A 15,971-nucleotide genomic window follows, 5' to 3' on the forward strand; every position below is an offset into this window, starting at 1 on the left:
CTGGGTGCGACCGGACTTCCGGAACGCGGCCTAGGCGGACCAGCTAGGGGCGCGACCGGTCAGGCCGATCACGCGATCGAGGGCGGACGCGTCGGCGGGGACCTCGACAACCGGACCGAAGAGTCCGGGCGTGCCGGTCGACGGCGTTTCGCGGAGGAATTCGAACAAGATCGCGGCGTCGGAGTCGGCGCAGGTGAACGGCTGGCCGGTGGCGCGAGCCAGGTCCCAGCCGTGCACGACGATCTCGTCCAGCGCGATCACGGCCATCACGATCGCGGCTTCCCGGACGCCGCCCGCCTCGGTCTCGCCTTCCCACGCGCCCGGTTCCCGCCACGCGGCGACCAACTCCTTCAGCTGGGCCGCGATTCGGGTACGCCAGTCCTCGGGCAGTTTCGAGTCCCGCGCGACGGCGGGCGGGACGCTGCGGCCGACGGATTCCTTGGTCGCCGCCTGCCGGAACGCCTCGGTCAGCGCGAGCACGTGGTCGAGCAGCGCGGCGACGGTGCTGCCCACGCACGGCGTCGCGGCGTCGAGCTGGTCGTCGGAGATGCCCGCGACCACGGTCTCCAATGCGGTGGCGGCGGGCTCGAAATCGAACGTGGATGTCATCGGGTCTCCTGCCGGATGCGAGTTGTCTGCGTGAGTTGAGACCGTGCGGGGCCGCGGAATTCATCGGTCCCGCCGCGATCCTGCGCCGCCGAAACGGGCCCGCGAACGCCTCCGCGATCAACTCGTAACCGCGAAAAGTGCTGGAAAAGAGGAGAATTGGTGGATGAAGGGTGATCGAGTGGAGATCGTCGTCGACGTCGGCGACGGCTCTCGCAGTTACGAAATCGCCGCGACCCGTGCGGGGCGGCGGGTCGAGGTGCGCATCGCGCGCGGAGTGGTCGAAGTCAGCGAGGTGACGCGGACCGGGGTCGCCGTCCGCACGGCGCGGTTCATGGCCGGGCGCACGCTGGCGCTGGTCGAACATCCGGTGAACGGGGGCGCGGCCGTCGAGGGGGAATGAAGACATCCGGCGCGGACGGTTGCCGGAAACTCGCTGTCGGAGCATTCTCGACACTGTTGGACTTTTGTCCGCTTCCTCGAATGGGTATACCCGCTGCGGGAGAGCACCAGCGGAGAGGAGCACACGATGATCGATCGCAGCACGCCGCGCACGTTGGACGACGCCCCGGAGGCCGATCGCGTGGAGCAGTCCACGCCCGCCTATCAGACGGACGACACCGACGACCGGGCCGCCGCGGAAACCGGCGTCGAACGCGCGACGCGCGACGCCGTCGATCGCGACGTCTGGCAGGCGAACGAAGCCGACATCATCGAGCAGTCCATTCCCGTGCCGATCGACGACGAGGACCGCGACGCCGAATAGCCTAGGTCGCGATCCTGGCCCGCACCGCGGCGTGCAGCTCGCGCAGGCTCGACCGCTCCGTGGCCACCTCGAGCACCCGCAGACCGTGCGCGTGCCCGGCCAGTTCGGCCGCCAGCTGCTGGGAATCCACCTGCCGGTGCGGGATGCGGTACGCGGCGCACAGCGCGGCCAGATCCATGCCGTGCGGCGTGCCGAAGACGCGCTCGAAGACGCCCGCGTACTGCGGGTCGCCCTGTTCGAGCAGCTCGAAGATGCCGCCGCCGTCGTCGTTGGCGACCACGATCGTCAGGTCGACCGGCCGCGGCTCGCCAGGCCCGATCAGCAGGCCCGAGGCGTCGTGCAGGAAGGTCAGATCGCCGATCAGCGCGACGGTGCGTCCGCCGTGCGCCAACGCCGCGCCGACGGCCGTCGACACAGTTCCGTCGATGCCCGCCACACCGCGGTTCGACAGCACCTTGATGCCGGGCCGCGGATGCGAGACCAGGGCCGCGTCGCGCACCGGATTGGATGCGCCGAGCAGTAGCTGATCGCCCTCGCGCAGTGCGTCCATGACGACCGCCGCCACGTGCAGGCCGGTCGGCTTCGGGTGCCCGGCGAGCGTGGCGCGCACCACCTGCTCGGCGTTGTCGCTCACTTCGCGGCAGTGCGCGAGCCACTCCGCGCGCGGCGCTCCCGCGGTGATCGCGCGGGTGCCGGTGCCGACGACGTTGCCCGACACATCGGGCCAGCGCGGGCCGGTGGTCAACGCGAAGACGGTGACGGACGGATCGGCCAGCACCTTCGACACCTGCCGGTGCAAGGTCGGGCGACCGGTGATGATGGCCTGCTTCGGCTTCAGCAACGGCAGGGCGAGCGGGTGCAGCGCCGGGCCGTGCATGGGCGCGGTCGGCTCCGCGACGGTCGGCAGCTCGGCCAACTCGGGGCGCAGACCCGCGCCGTGCCCGGAGATCACCACGGTGTCCGGGGTCAGATCGATGTCGAGCGGCACATCCAGCGTCGCGTACTGCGTCGCCGTCCACGGCTGCCCGCCTGCGCGTCCTTCGGGACCGGCGGCCGCCACGGGGTCCGGCACCAGCGGCTCGCGCAGCGGAATGTCGAAATGCACCGGGCCCGCGTTGCCCGATCGCGTGCCGCGGGCCGCGGCGAGCACCCGGCACACCGCCGAGCGCCACACGCTGTTCTGCTGTCCGTACGGGCCGCTTCCGTTGCCACTGTGATCGACCTCGGCCAGCCCGAGACTGATGGTGGCGCGCACCTGGCTACCGAACAGACCCAGCTGCTCGACGGTCTGATTGGCGCCGGTTCCGAGCATCTCGTAGGGCCGATTGGCGCTCAGCACGATCAACGGAATCCGCGCGTAGTTCGCCTCCAGCACCGCAGGGCCGAGATTCGCCACCGCGGTACCCGAGGTCATCACCACAGGAACCGGATTGTTGCCTGCGATCGCCAGACCGATGGCGAGAAAACCCGCGGCCCTCTCGTCGATGCGCATGTGCAGCCGCAACCGACCGGCCGCGTCGGCGGCCTGGAGCGCGAAGGCCAGCGGAGCGTTCCGCGAACCGGGACACAACACCACATCGCGGACACCCCCGCGCACAAGTTCGTCGACGACTACTCGAGCCTGAGCGGTAGACGGGTTCACGGCTCCAGCCTCTCAGACAGTGTCCGCGCCGTCTCCGTCACCCTGGTCACAGTGTCTTTGGCGCGCTGGCGCGCGGGGTTCGCGGCCCTTCATGTCTCGCTTCCGAGCGGCCGAGACTCGCGACTTCGTCGCATGCGCTTCGGCCGCTCGGAAGCGAGACGGCCGCGAACGGGCTCGTAAGACTCGCCCTGGGGGTGGTTGGGAGGGTGGGATCGAGCGTTCGGAATTCGGTGTGCGCTGGGGTCGGGTGTGAGAGCGCTACTCGGGTATGTGAGCGGTTGCGCAGACGCACGGCGCATGTGTCTCGGCTACTTGGAAGCGAGACTGCCGGAAAGTGGCTCGTAAGGCTCACCCTCCGAGTGGTTGGGAGGGCGGGATCGAACCTGGATGCGCGGTGACCGCGCGATGAGCACAGTCGCACGCCGAGCTCGGGCGGCCGGGGCTCGGCGTGCGTCTGCTGCGTGCGATCAGTTCGCGTGGCGCTGCACCAGGTCGCCGAGGCGCGGGAGGGCCTCGATGACGTTCTTCTTGGCCGAGGAGCGCATCGAGGAGTACACCTTCTGCAGCGCGGGGCGGCTGGAGGCGTCGGCGCGGGCGTCGGTCACCGAGAGGAGCGCTTCGGCGACCTCGTCGGACTTGGACACGAGCAGGTCGGCGAACTGGCCCGAACCCGCGGCCTGGTACTCCTGCCAGAACGGCTCCAGCTGCTCGACCAGCTTGGGCGCCAAGGACTCCAGCGCGTCCGGCACGATGGACGGGCTGATCTTCTTCACCGCAGCGTAGCCGCCCTTGACCGCAAGGCCGGACGCCCCGCCCTTATCCGACACCTCGGCGTCCAGAACCTCCTTGGCATCGGCAAGGAAGGCCGAGCGCTTCGTGTCGTCGAGCAGGGATTCAGACAGTGCTGCAACCACTTTCAGGTTCCTCCGAAATAGATGTCGATGAACGAGCGCACGCCACTATACGCACTGGTGCGCGCGGTCACACGGGCTAGTTCCGCTCACGGCTGCCACGGCAGCAACTGCACCATCAACCCTTCGCAATCCGCAAGCAAATCGCCCTGCTCATCGCGCAATTCGGCGGTGATGAAGGTTTTGCGGCCTTCGACGCGGTCGACGCGTCCCGATACTGTCAGCGTCCGTTCCAGCGGAGTGATCTTGCGGTAATTCACGTGCAGATAGGCGGTCCGGCTGATCGGTCTTCCCGCGTAGTGCACGATCATGCCGAGCAGGTCGTCGAACAGCAGCGGAAGCACGCCACCGTGCGCCGCGCCGTTGCCGCCGAGATGAAAACGGCGAAACTCGCCCGTCATGGTGATGCCGTCCGGTCCGGCCGAGAGCACCCGCCATGGCAACAGCAACAGGCTGCCGCGCCCTGGCAGTTCCACCGCACGCCCGGCCGGGCCCTGCAATTCCGGCGCGCGATGCGGCTCCAGCAACTCGATGAGCTCGCGTGCCTGCGCCAACGCCGCGCCGAACACCTCGTCGGGCGCGTCGACCGAGACCGCCAGATCCTGCAGCGTGCGCATGGCTTCCACGAAAGGCCCGAAATTCGAACCGATCCGGGCGCGGGAAACCTTCGGGAATCCGCCGTGCGTTTCGTACCGGCTTTCGTCCACCGCGCTGCGATCGATGCGCGGGCGGATCGCCGTCCCCGGGGAACGCGGCGCATCCGATTCGGCGGGCGCCTCCGCGGCGGAATCTGGAACAGGTTTCACTCGCTCGCTCATACCTGCACGGTAACGCGTAGTTTTACACCGTCAAGTCCACGGTGGCGAAATGCACGGAAGTCGCTGGCACCGGATCTTTCGCCGCGGGCAATAATCACAAGCGTGACGTTCAATCCCAAGCTGTGGCGACCGGTCCCCGGATTCGAGAATCTGACCGACATCACCTATCACCGGCATATCGAGCAGGGCACGGTGCGGGTGGCGTTCGATCGGCCCGAGGTGCGCAACGCGTTTCGGCCGCATACGGTCGACGAGCTCTACCGGGCGCTCGACCACGCGCGAATGACTTCCGATGTCGGCGCGGTCCTGATCACCGGCAACGGACCGAGCCCCAAGGACGGCGGCTGGGCCTTCTGCTCCGGCGGTGACCAGCGCATTCGCGGCCGTAGCGGTTACCAGTACGCCGACGGCGAGACCGCCGACACCGTCGACCAAGCGCGGGCGGGCAGGCTGCACATCCTCGAGGTCCAGCGCCTCATCCGCTTCATGCCCAAGGTCGTCATCGCGCTGGTCAACGGCTGGGCCGCGGGCGGAGGGCACAGCTTGCACGTGGTCTGCGACCTGACGCTGGCCAGTCGCGAGCACGCCAGGTTCAAGCAGACCGACGCCGATGTCGGCAGTTTCGACGGCGGCTACGGCAGCGCTTACCTGGCAAAGATGGTCGGCCAGAAGTTCGCCCGCGAGATCTTCTTCCTCGGCCGCCCGTACACCGCCGAGGAAATGCATCAGATGGGCGCGGTCAACAAGGTCGTCGACCACGCCGAGCTGGAAGACGTCGCGCTGGAGTGGACCGCCGACATCAACGGCAAATCCCCACAGGCCCAGCGCATGCTGAAGTACGCGTTCAATCTGCTCGACGACGGCTTGGTCGGCCAGCAGCTGTTCGCGGGCGAAGCCACCCGGATGGCGTACATGACCGACGAAGCGGTGGAAGGCCGCGACGCGTTCCTGGAGAAGCGCAAGCCGGACTGGTCGCCCTACCCTTGGTACTTCTGACGAAGGGACTGGCCCCATGGAGATCCTCAGCAGCCGAGTGATTCTGCGGCCGGCGGACTACGCGAAAACGCTCGAGTTCTATCGCGACGGACTCGGTCTCGCGATCGCCAGGGAATACCCGGGCGGAACCGTTTTCTTCGCTGGACAGTCGCTGGTGGAGGTCGCGGCGCACGGCGGAACGGGCGCGTCGACGGCCTTCGACGGCGCTATCTGGTTGCAGGTGCGCGATGTCGACTCCGCCGCCGTCGAGCTGGCACTGAAGGGAATCCCGATCGACAGGGCGCCGAAACAGGAGCCATGGGGCTTGATCGAAATGTGGATTCGCGACCCGGACGGTGTGCCGGTGGTGCTGGTGGAAATTCCGCCCGAACATCCGATCCGGAGGGATTCCCGCTGGTCGGACGAGTGATCGACGGGCGGGGATCGGACCGAGGTCCGAATGCCGAGTTGCCAAGGGCTGCCTCGGCGAGGACGATAGCGCTCTAGCGGACGCCCGGCCGCCGATGTCCGGGCGACCGCCTTCCGCGACCCGTCCGACGAGTGAATCGCAGTCTCGATGTCTGGCTTAGCCGAGCCCCATTCCTTCGGGGCGGCCGCACGCTGCGCGCGCCGCCCCAGCAAACCGACCCGTTCCCCGCGCGACGGCGCGGGCATGACACGATCCCTATCGTGATGGAACCGAGCGACGGCGAGGTGCGGTCGTGAGTGAGCGCCAGAGCTTCAGCGAGGCGGAGTCGTGAGCAACACTTTGCGGACGCTCCCGATGCCTACCGGGTCCGGACTGGGCGACGTACTACCGCATCTGCGAGAAGCGTTGGAGGGCAACGGCCCCGCGTGGCTGCCCATCCCGACCAGCGACCGCAGGGAGGCTCGTCGGCTCAGCGACGCGCTCTCCCCCGGCGAATCGATCGACGACGACGTGGCGCTGGTGGTCACCACCTCCGGCACCACCGGCGTGCCCAAGGGCGCCATGCTCAGCGCCTCCGCGCTGCGCGCCAGCGGCACCGCGACCCATGACCGCCTCGGCGGCCCGGGCGCCTGGCTGCTCGCGCTGCCCACCCACCACATAGCGGGCCTCCAGGTGCTCTTGCGCAGCATTCTGGCGGGCGCCGAACCCACCGTGCTCGACGTCTCCGGCGGATTCCTCCCCGAGGCGCTGGCGGGCGCGGTGGCAGGCATGCGCGGCCGGCGCCGCTACACCGCCCTGGTGCCGACCCAGTTGATCAAGGCCCTCGACGCACCCGGCGCCGCCGAGGCGCTCGCCGATCTCGATGCCGTGCTGGTCGGCGGCGCGGCCACCCCGCTGCCGGTGTACGAGCGCGCGAAAGCCGCCGGTATCAACGTCGTTCGCACCTACGGCATGAGCGAGACCTGCGGCGGCTGCGTCTACGAGGGCGTGCCGCTCGACGGCGCGAAGGTGCGCATCGAAGACGGCCGCGTCCTGCTCGGCGGCGCCATGATCGCCAGCGGTTACCGAGGCCAGCCCGACCACCCCGCCTTCGCCGAACCCGGCTGGTTCCGCACCGAGGACGCGGGCACTTTCGCCAACGGCGTGCTCCAGATCACCGGACGGCTGGACGAGGCCATCCTGACGGGCGGATTGCTGGTGATCCCGCAGGTCGTCGAGGCCGTGCTGGTGACGCACCCGTCCATCAGCGAGTGCGTGGTGCTCGGCCTGCCCGACGAACGCCTCGGCCAACGCGTCGCGGTCGCGGTCGTCCCCACCGCGGGAGCCACCCCCACGCTCGAGGAACTGCGCGATCACGTCGTCCGCGAGCTCGACGCCATTGCCGCCCCCCGCGAACTGGCGCTCCTGGACGAACTGCCGCTGCACGGCCCCGGCAAACCCAACCGAGCCAAACTCCGCGAACTGCTCCTCGCCCAGTCCCCCAACTGACCTCCTCGCAGACTCTTCGTTCGCCTGTCGGTGTGATGCAAGCGGGCGTGCAATAGCGGTGTAAGGGCGGTGCAAGCGGGGGGCGACAGAGTTCGTGGCATGAAATCTTTCGCACCACATGCGGCACTGGCCGTCGAAGCCGACGCACTGGTCAAGGTGTTCGGGGAGCAGCGGGCCGTGGATGGCGTGAGCCTGGCGGTGCCGCAGGGCTCGGTGTACGGAGTGCTCGGGCCGAACGGGGCGGGCAAGACCACCACCATCCGGATGCTCTCGACGCTGCTGCGTCCCGACGGCGGTCGCGCCAGGATCTTCGGCCACGATGTGGTCGCCGAGCCGACCGCGGTCCGGTCGCTGCTCGGGCTCACCGGGCAGTACGCCTCGGTCGACGAGGATCTGACCGCCACCGAGAACCTGATCGTCTTCTCCCGCCTGCTCGGCCTGAGCCGGGCCGACTCCCGGCGTAAGGCGAGCGAACTGCTCGAGGAGTTCGATCTCACGGAAGCGGCGAACAAGCCGCTGAAGAACTTCTCCGGCGGTATGCGCCGCCGCCTCGACCTCGCGGCGAGCCTGATCGCCACGCCGCCGCTGCTGTTCCTCGACGAGCCGACCACCGGTCTCGATCCGCGCACCCGCGCGCAGATGTGGGACACCATCCGCCGCCTCGTCCGCGACGGCGCGACGGTGCTGCTCACCACGCAGTACCTGGACGAGGCGGATCAGCTGGCCGACCGGATCGCCGTGATCGACCGCGGCAAGGTGATCGCCGACGGCACCGCCGACGAACTCAAGGCCTCGGTCGGCGGTTCCTCCCTGCATCTGACCCTGGTCGACCGAGGCCAGCTCGCCGACGCCCGCCGTATCGTCGGCGATTTCCTCGGCGCCGACGCGCAGATCACCCCCGAGGCCGGTCGGCTCACCGCGCCGCTGCCGGACGCGAGCGTCACCACCGACCTGCTGGTCCGGCTGCGCGAGTGGGACATCGCGATCGACGAGATCACGGTGAGCAAGCCGAGCCTGGACGAAGTCTTCCTGACCATCACCGGCCACCCGGCCGACGACAACGAACGGAGCGCGGCATGACCACCCTCACCGCACCGACCGCCGCCACGGCGGCACCGATCCGAATCCCCGAAGCCAGCAACCGAATCGGCCTCCGCCAGACGGTGTCCAGCTCGTTCACCATGGCCTACCGGGGCATTCTCAAGATCAAGCACAAGCCCGAGCAGCTGTTCGACGTGACGATCCAGCCGATCCTGTTCACGGCGCTGTTCACCTACATCTTCGGCGGCGCCATCGCGGGCAACCCGCACGACTACCTGCCACTCATCATTCCCGGCATCCTGGTGCAGACCGTGGTGCTCACCTCGGTGGTCACCGGCACCCAGCTGCGCGAGGACATGGACAAGGGCGTCTTCGATCGCTTCAAATCGCTTCCGATCGCTCGCATCTCGGCGCTGAGCGGTGCGCTGATCGCCGACATGGTGCGCTATGGCATCGCCACCACGCTCACCGTGATCGTCGGCCTGTGCCTCGGCTACCGTCCCGGCGGCGGCGTGCTCGGCGTTCTGGTCGCCGCGGTGGTCATCGTGCTGTGCTCGTTCGCGATCAGCTGGATCTGGGCGCTGGTCGGCGTGACCGGCAAGAGCGCGGCTGGTGTGCAGGGCATCTCGATGATGGTGATGTTCCCGCTCACCTTCATGTCCGGCGCGTTCGCTCCGGCGCAGACCATGCCCGGCTGGATGCAGGGGATCAACCACGTCAACCCGGTGTACTACATGGTGAACGCGTGCCGAGAGCTGATGAACAGCAACGTCTACGGCAGCAACCTGGCGTGGTCGCTGGTCGGCTCGGCGGTCGTGATCGCCATCTTCGCTCCGCTGACGGTCAAGGCGTACATGCGCAGAGCCTGATCGACATCGCACGGCCGGAACCTCGAAAGGGGTTCCGGCCCTTTGTCGTCTCCGCTGGGCGTATCTCCGCGTTCACTCCGGCCGTGCCGCGGTTTGTGGGCTGACTTCGCCCGACTGTCGCTAAGCGTCCAGCATTCCGCTCAACTCGCGCAGCAGCGCGATGATCCGTGCCGCTCCGGTCCTGCGGCGCAGCCCGGTGGCCGCCCGCAGGGCCGCGTCCATCCGCTCGGCACCGACTCGTGATCGGTGGAAGTCCCTGTGCCGCCGCACCATCATCGAGGGATAGTCCTGCCGGGCGACGACCTTCGCCGACAGCGCGAGCAGCTCCAGACCGGCCGGGGCGTCCGGCTCGATCGCGAGCCGATGCGAGCCGACCGCGCATGCCACCGCGCCGATCTGCGGCAGGTCGTAGAACTGGGCCAGCCTGCCCGCCGCTCCCTCGGTGAGTTCGGCGGCGAGTTCCGTTGCCGCCTCGGCACGTCCGCACAGCACGTGCGCGCCGACCATCGCGCTGGCCAGCATGAGCCCGCCCGGCCCCGGCGTCAGATCCTCGTCCGGCCAGCCCAGCAGCTCCAGCGACCTGCGGTAGTACCGCAATCCGGTGTCCGTGTCGCCCTCGGCCAGTGCGAGTTCCGCGACGCCGCCCGACACGGTGGCCAGCCGATGGTTGCGCCGGACGTTCGGATCGTCGATCGGGGCGACATAGGCCGGGTCGTCGGACGCGCCGAGCGCGAAGTCCAATTCCTCGCGCGCCCGCTCCACCTGACCGACGCCGATCAACGCGACCGCGAGGTAGCTGCGGATCTCCACGGCCTCGTCGTGGGCCCGCAAGGTGCGCAGCACCGCGGCGGCCCTGCGGTAGTAGTCCACCGACTCGGCGTAGCGGGCGGTCTGGCCGCCGAGCTGGCCGAGATGCTGACAGACCATGGCGACGCCCCACAGGTCGTAGGACTCGAGCACCCGCAGGGCGCCGAGTCCGTCACGGGCCGAGCCGTGCACGTCGCCCGCGTTCTCCCTGATGTTCGCGCGGGCGATGAGCGCGGCCACCCGCACGTCCGGGTCGGGGGAACGCGCGCCGTCGGCGAGCATGCGCGCCACGCCTTTTCCGGACGCGTCCACCATCAGCAGTCCGCCGAGGAGGCGCAGCCCGGGGTTCATGCCGACAGCGGTGCGCAGCAGCACCCGGGTGCGCGCCCGCACGGTGGCCAGCGGGCGCGGATCGGCGCTCAGGAAGACCAGGTGTATTCCGATCGTCAGTCCGGCCAGCATCCGCAGATCCGCGAGGACGCCGCGCGCGGGTTCCGGCTCCGGCGCGCAGCGCAGCACTCGCGGCGCCCACGACGTCAGCTCCATGTGCGCGCCGCGCATCATCCACAGCATCGCGAGGACCGGGAACACGCGATACACCGTCGCGGCGTCGTCACGGTCCAGCGCGTAGCGCAGCACCCCCGCCAGATTGTCCTGTTCGGCGGCGACCGAGAGCACCGTCGTCACCTGGTCGTCGGTGCGGTAGCGCAGGGCGGCATCGGCCGAGTATTCGGCCGCCCACCGCGACATCCGCCGCATGACGAGCTCGGCCTCGCCGACGCTGGTCAGCTGTTCCTCGCCGAATTCACGGACCGTCTCCAGCATTCGGTACCGCGTGCCGTCCTCGTCCTCGAGCACGGTAAGCAGCGACTGGCTCACCAGGCCGTCCACCGCGGCGGCCACGTCGTCGATGTCCGGGCCGCCCGCCACCGCCTCGGCGGCGATCGACGTGAAACCCGCTGGAAAACGGCACATTCGGCGCAATGTCGCCTGTTGCGGCGGATCGAGCAGGTTCCAGCTCCACGCGATCACCGCGTGCAGCGTGCGGTGCCGTTCCGGTGACGAACGGTCGCCGCCACGCAGCAGCGCGAATCGGTGCTCGAGCCGGGACTCGATCTCCTCGACGCTCATGGTGCGGGCGCGGGCGGCGGCGAGTTCGATGGCCAGCGGCAGACCATCGAGCATCGCGCACAGCCTGGCGACGGCGTCTTGGTCGAGGCGCACCGTCGGCCGCACCGCGCGGGCTCGCGCGCTGAACAGGTCGGTGGCGGGCGAGCCCGCGGCGTCGATGGCCAAGGGCGCCAAGGGATAGACGCTCTCCGCGGTGATGGCCAGCGGGGCGCGGCTGGTGGTCAGCACGGTGAGCTGGTCGCAGCTGCCGATCAGGTCGGCGACGACCTCGGCGACGGCATCGACGAGATGCTCACAGTTGTCCAGGATCACCAGCATCGGACGGGCCGACAACGCGTCGCGCAGCCGCCTGCCCGTGTCGATTCGCCCCGGCCGCAGCAGACCCGGCTCGCGGACCACCTCGCCGATCCCGAGCGTCGTACTGATCGCCGACTCGATATCGGCCCGCGCGTCGTCGACGGAGGTCGAGCGCACCGACGCGAGCTCCACCAGCACCACGGATTCCTGCCGCGCCACCCTGGCGCCGACTTCGTTGGCCACCCTGGTCTTTCCGGTGCCGCCCGGCCCGAGCACGGTGACCACCCGCGCGGCGCGCAGCAGCCCGACGAGCTGGTCGAGGTCGGCTTCCCTGCCCAGCAGCGCGTTCGGCGCGGCGCGCAAGCCGATGGCCTCGCGCGGGGTGTCGGAGCGGGAACGGGGCTGCGTGTGCAGCGGCGACGTGCTCGTGTCCGGTGCCGGGAGGCCGACGGCTGTGACATGCGCCGACTCGTCCTGGCCGGAAGGGGTTGTCCATTCGGGGTTCTCGACGACGCTGAGCGTCACGGGCCTCCGCCCGTCGGAGGGGACGCTTCCACCGTTCGTCGTAGCTTCCGGGGCGCCCACCGCCTCACCCCGCAGGATGGCGGTGTTCAACTCCACCAGCGCCCGGCCCGGGTCCGCGCCCAGTTGATCGGCGAGGCGATTCCGGAACGCCGCGAAGGATTCCAGCGCCTCGTTGGCCCGGTCGGCCCGCGCGAGCAGGCGCATGAGGTCCAGGTGAGCGGGTTCGTCGAGTGGTTCGGCTGCCGCGCGGCGCCGCGCGATTTCGAGTGCGCCCCGAATGTCGCCACCGGATTCACGCGCCGTCAGCTCCACCGCGTCCAGCTCGGCGGCCAGCGAGGCCGCGACGCGGCCGAGTTCCTCCGCGATCTCACCGGGAGGCAGATCGGCGGCGGGTTCGCCGCGCCAGAGCGCTCGCGCCTCGCGCACCGACTCCAGGCAGGCGGCGACGTCCCCGGCCGCGAGCTCGCCGCGGGCGCGGGAAAGCAACGCACCACCGAGCGTCAGGTCGACCTGGTCGGGCGCGAAGGTGAGCCGGTAGCCCGAGGGGCCGACCTCCAGCGCTCCGTCGGGCAGCGTCGAGCGCAGCCGCGACACCTGGGTGTGCAGCGCGTTCATCGGCGCGCGGGGCGGCTGATCGGCCCACACGTCGTCGATCAGACCCGCTGCGGTGCGGCTGCGGCCGGGTCGCAAGGCCAGCGCGGTGAGCAGCAGCCGGGATCGCGTGCCGGGTACGGGTGTGAGCGCGCCGTCGCGGCGCAGCGCGACCTCGCCGAGCAGGGCCACCGCGACCGATGCGCCCGCCGACGGCGTAGCGGTGGGATTCGGGCCCTCAGGGCCGCGCCGATCTGGAAACATGCCGTGGTCATCGTATGCGAGGGAGCGGGTTGAGACTGACATCGTTTTCTTCCGTGGATTACGGCGGGCTTGCGCCTACGCTTTGCGCATGGCTGAGTTCGAAGTGGTCCGGCGGGTCGTCGTTTCGGCCGAGCCCGCGCACATCCACGCGCTCATCGACAATTTCCGGGAGTGGACGAAGTGGTCGCCCTGGGAGGATCTCGACCCGCAGCTCCAGCGCACCTACTCCGGCGCGGCATCCGGCGTCGGCGCGCACTACGCCTGGAGCGGCAACCGCAAGGCGGGCGCGGGCAGCATGGAGATCGTCTCCGACGAGGAAGGCGAGATCGGCATCCGTCTCGAGTTCCTCAAGCCCTTCAAAGCGACCAACCACGTCGACTTCGAGCTGACCCCCACCGAGTCGCGCGCCACCGAGGTGGTCTGGCGGATGACCGGCACGCAGCAGGGCCTGATGGCGCTGCTCGGCAAGGTGATCTCGATGGACCGGCTGGTCGGCAAGGACTTCGAGAAGGGACTCACCCGGCTGAAGGCGACGGCCGAAGCCTGAGCGCGGGCTGTCGGCGGGCTTCGCCCGGCTGCGCCTATTAGGCTGCGTTCATGGCTACAGCAGCGCAATGGATCGAGGGCGCACGGCCCCGCACCCTGCCGAACGCGATCGCCCCGGTCATCGCCGGTACCGGCGCCGCAGCCTCGCTCGACGCCGCGGTGTGGTGGAAAGCCGTTCTGGCGCTGCTGGTCTCGCTGGCCCTGATCATCGGCGTCAACTACGCCAACGACTATTCCGACGGCATCAGGGGCACCGACGACGAGCGCGTCGGCCCGCTGCGGCTGGTCGGGTCCAAGCTCGCCTCGCCGACGGCGGTCAAGAACGCCGCGATCCTGAGCCTGGCGATCGGCGGCGTACTCGGCCTGATCCTCGTCGCGACGACCGCGTGGTGGCTGCTGCTGGTCGGCGTGGCCTGCCTGGCGGGCGCCTGGTTCTACACCGGCGGCAGCAAGCCGTACGGCTACAGCGGTTTCGGCGAGCTGGCGGTCTTCGTGTTCTTCGGGTTGGTCGCCGTGCTCGGCACGCAGTTCGTGCAGGCCGAGCGCGTCGACTGGGTGGGTGCGGCGCTCGCGGTGGCGGTCGGTTCGTTCTCCAGCGCGGTGCTGGTCGCCAACAACCTGCGCGACATCCCCACCGACACCGAATCCGGAAAGACCACGCTCGCGGTCAAGCTCGGCGATCCCCGCACCCGCACCCTGCACATCGCGCTGCTGGCCGCGCCGTTCGTCGTCACCCTGCTGCTGGTGGTCCGCACCCCCTTCGCCCTGGTGGGCGTGCTCGCCCTCCCGCTCGCGGTGCGCGCCAACGCACCCGTGCGGTCGGGCGGCAACGGCCTCGAACTGATTCCGGCGCTGCGTGATTCCGGTCTCGCACTGCTCGTCTGGTCGGCGCTGACCGCGCTGGCGCTCGGTTTCGCCTGACCGGTCCGTCAGTCGTTGTCGGGAACGAGCACGCCGAGAACCCAGTTCACCAGCGAGATGATGATGCCGCCGAGGACGGCGGCCCAGAACCCGTTCACCACGAGGCCGTACTCGGGGGCGTCGGCGAGTTCGGTGATCTCCGCGGTGAGCCAGAGCATCAGCGCGTTGATCAACAGCAGGAACAGGCCGAGGGTCAGCACGATCAACGGCAGCGACAAAAGCTTCACGAGGGGCTTCACCAGCGCGTTGACCACGGTGAACACCACCGCGATGGCAAGGGCGACGAGAATCTCGCCGCCGGTGCCGTTCTCTTTCGGGCTCAGGATGTCGATACCGCCCACCCATTCGGCGGCCAACCATATGGCGAACGCGTTGATGATCAACCGAAGCACAAGCTGCATGCGCACATGCTAAGTCCGGTGGCCCGCCGCCGCTGGCGGGAAACAAGTTTCCGTGCTTGTCAGGCCGCACGGTCGAGCAGTGCGTGCACCTTCGGCCGCAGATCGTGGATCGGCCCGGAGCCACCGAACAAGCCGACCGTGGTCTGATTCGGCGCGCGCAGGATACCGAGCAGCACGTGCCCGGATTCGATGCTTTTGTCCTTGCGCGCGAGGGCTTCCCGGAGTGAGAGCTCGAGCACTTTCTTCGCGTCCCTGGTGAACGGGATGTGCCCGCTGGTCCACCGCGGCCGCCCGAGGAATCCGCGCCGCGGCTCGGGGAGCGGACGGTCCAGCACGTCCTGGCCGAAGCCTGCCTCCAGCGATTCGCGCACCGCGTCCAGGTCGATGCCGATCGAGCGCAGCGCCTCGGCGTCCTCGGCGCCGAGCGGCTCGCTGGGCGCTTCGACGTTCAACGCGCTCAGCACACCCTCGTGGGTGAGCCCGGCGTCCGCCAGCAACGCCTTCAGCTCGGGCTCGCCCTGTGCGAGCAGACCGAGCAGCACGTGCTCGACCTCGATGCTCGGCGACCCCAGCTCACGGGCGTCTTCCTGCGCGATCACCACGGCCGTCCGCGCCGACCTGCTGAACCGTTCGAACATCAGTTTCTGCCTTTCCGGTTGTACTTCTGGTGGACCGCCTGCTTGCTGACCTCGAGCGCGTCGGCGATCGCCTGCCATGACCAGCCCTGCGCGCGGGCATTGGTCACCTGGATCGCCTCCAGCCGTTCGAGCAGCCGACGCAGTGCGAGCACGGCGCGCAACCCGACCTTGGGATCGGGACTGCCCGCGGCGGCCGCCAGGGTGGTTGCCTCAGTCATGACGTCAATTTTGATTGACGCGCGCGGCGCGTGTCAACAAAAATTGACGCGCAATGTCGTGCGGGAGCGGCGTTTCGCTACGGGAG

General features: G+C 69.4%; 17 protein-coding genes. 9 read left to right on the forward strand and 8 right to left on the reverse strand.

What is annotated here, in order from left to right:
- Nucleotides 1–30 precede the first annotated feature (30 nt).
- A complete protein-coding gene (locus tag AC3ERS_RS12580) occupies nucleotides 31–609 on the reverse strand; it encodes a TIGR03086 family metal-binding protein (RefSeq protein ID WP_431966841.1) in 579 nt (192 codons plus the stop codon).
- A 163-nt stretch (nucleotides 610–772) separates the two neighbouring features.
- Between AC3ERS_RS12580 and AC3ERS_RS12585 the strand changes: the two genes are divergently transcribed.
- Together AC3ERS_RS12585 and AC3ERS_RS12590 are read left to right on the forward strand one after the other, a co-directional pair.
- Entirely contained in the window at nucleotides 773–1,009 is a 237-nt protein-coding gene (locus tag AC3ERS_RS12585) for a hypothetical protein (RefSeq protein ID WP_067791385.1), read from the forward strand.
- 126 nt (nucleotides 1,010–1,135) lie between these two features.
- Entirely contained in the window at nucleotides 1,136–1,372 is a 237-nt protein-coding gene (locus tag AC3ERS_RS12590; RefSeq protein WP_431966843.1) for a hypothetical protein, read from the forward strand.
- A 1-nt stretch (nucleotide 1,373) separates the two neighbouring features.
- Here AC3ERS_RS12590 and menD read toward each other — a convergent pair whose 3' ends face one another.
- The 3 genes from menD to AC3ERS_RS12605 form a co-directional block, all read right to left on the reverse strand.
- Nucleotides 1,374–3,014 (reverse strand): 2-succinyl-5-enolpyruvyl-6-hydroxy-3-cyclohexene-1-carboxylic-acid synthase, encoded by a 1,641-nt coding sequence (menD, locus tag AC3ERS_RS12595; protein WP_431966845.1) that lies wholly within the window; start codon nucleotides 3,012–3,014, stop codon nucleotides 1,374–1,376.
- A 467-nt stretch (nucleotides 3,015–3,481) separates the two neighbouring features.
- Entirely contained in the window at nucleotides 3,482–3,928 is a 447-nt protein-coding gene (locus tag AC3ERS_RS12600) for a DUF6918 family protein (protein WP_431966847.1), read from the reverse strand.
- 86 nt (nucleotides 3,929–4,014) lie between these two features.
- Nucleotides 4,015–4,659 (reverse strand): PaaI family thioesterase, encoded by a 645-nt coding sequence (locus AC3ERS_RS12605; protein ID WP_431967410.1) that lies wholly within the window; start codon nucleotides 4,657–4,659, stop codon nucleotides 4,015–4,017.
- Nucleotides 4,660–4,845: 186 nt separating this feature from the next.
- Here AC3ERS_RS12605 and AC3ERS_RS12610 point away from each other — a divergent pair, with 186 nt between their 5' ends.
- From AC3ERS_RS12610 to AC3ERS_RS12630, 5 genes are all read left to right on the forward strand, one after another.
- Nucleotides 4,846–5,739 (forward strand): 1,4-dihydroxy-2-naphthoyl-CoA synthase, encoded by an 894-nt coding sequence (locus AC3ERS_RS12610; RefSeq protein WP_431966849.1) that lies wholly within the window; start codon nucleotides 4,846–4,848, stop codon nucleotides 5,737–5,739.
- A gap of 16 nt (nucleotides 5,740–5,755) precedes the next feature.
- Entirely contained in the window at nucleotides 5,756–6,148 is a 393-nt protein-coding gene (locus AC3ERS_RS12615) for a VOC family protein (protein ID WP_431966851.1), read from the forward strand.
- A gap of 354 nt (nucleotides 6,149–6,502) precedes the next feature.
- Complete coding sequence (menE, locus tag AC3ERS_RS12620) at nucleotides 6,503–7,636, forward strand: o-succinylbenzoate--CoA ligase (RefSeq protein WP_431967412.1); 1,134 nt, start codon at nucleotides 6,503–6,505, stop codon at nucleotides 7,634–7,636.
- A 99-nt stretch (nucleotides 7,637–7,735) separates the two neighbouring features.
- Nucleotides 7,736–8,716, forward strand: a complete 981-nt coding sequence (locus AC3ERS_RS12625; RefSeq protein ID WP_431966853.1) for an ATP-binding cassette domain-containing protein — start codon at nucleotides 7,736–7,738, stop codon at nucleotides 8,714–8,716.
- Complete coding sequence (locus AC3ERS_RS12630) at nucleotides 8,713–9,546, forward strand: ABC transporter permease (RefSeq protein ID WP_431966855.1); 834 nt, start codon at nucleotides 8,713–8,715, stop codon at nucleotides 9,544–9,546. Before AC3ERS_RS12625 ends, AC3ERS_RS12630 begins: the two co-directional genes overlap by 4 nt.
- A 120-nt stretch (nucleotides 9,547–9,666) precedes the next feature.
- Here AC3ERS_RS12630 and AC3ERS_RS12635 read toward each other — a convergent pair whose 3' ends face one another.
- A complete protein-coding gene (locus AC3ERS_RS12635) occupies nucleotides 9,667–13,161 on the reverse strand; it encodes an AfsR/SARP family transcriptional regulator (RefSeq protein WP_431966857.1) in 3,495 nt (1,164 codons plus the stop codon).
- A gap of 88 nt (nucleotides 13,162–13,249) precedes the next feature.
- Here AC3ERS_RS12635 and AC3ERS_RS12640 point away from each other — a divergent pair, with 88 nt between their 5' ends.
- Both AC3ERS_RS12640 and AC3ERS_RS12645 read left to right on the forward strand, forming a co-directional pair.
- Nucleotides 13,250–13,708 carry an SRPBCC family protein gene (locus AC3ERS_RS12640; RefSeq protein WP_431966859.1) on the forward strand — a complete coding sequence of 153 codons (459 nt, stop codon included), beginning with the start codon at nucleotides 13,250–13,252 and terminating at the stop codon, nucleotides 13,706–13,708.
- Between the two features lie 50 nt (nucleotides 13,709–13,758).
- Entirely contained in the window at nucleotides 13,759–14,628 is an 870-nt protein-coding gene (locus tag AC3ERS_RS12645) for a 1,4-dihydroxy-2-naphthoate polyprenyltransferase (RefSeq protein ID WP_431966861.1), read from the forward strand.
- Nucleotides 14,629–14,636: 8 nt separating this feature from the next.
- Here AC3ERS_RS12645 and AC3ERS_RS12650 read toward each other — a convergent pair whose 3' ends face one another.
- The 3 genes from AC3ERS_RS12650 to AC3ERS_RS12660 are packed head-to-tail and all read right to left on the reverse strand — an operon-like array spanning nucleotide 14,637 to nucleotide 15,885.
- A complete protein-coding gene (locus AC3ERS_RS12650; protein WP_431966863.1) occupies nucleotides 14,637–15,029 on the reverse strand; it encodes a phage holin family protein in 393 nt (130 codons plus the stop codon).
- A gap of 59 nt (nucleotides 15,030–15,088) precedes the next feature.
- Complete coding sequence (locus AC3ERS_RS12655; protein WP_431966865.1) at nucleotides 15,089–15,667, reverse strand: Clp protease N-terminal domain-containing protein; 579 nt, start codon at nucleotides 15,665–15,667, stop codon at nucleotides 15,089–15,091.
- Nucleotides 15,667–15,885: a helix-turn-helix domain-containing protein gene (locus AC3ERS_RS12660; protein ID WP_431966867.1), complete on the reverse strand. Its 219-nt coding sequence runs from the start codon at nucleotides 15,883–15,885 to the stop codon at nucleotides 15,667–15,669. Before AC3ERS_RS12660 ends, AC3ERS_RS12655 begins: the two co-directional genes overlap by 1 nt.
- Nucleotides 15,886–15,971 lie beyond the last annotated feature (86 nt).

It is taken from the genome of Nocardia sp. bgisy134, from assembly GCF_057708325.1.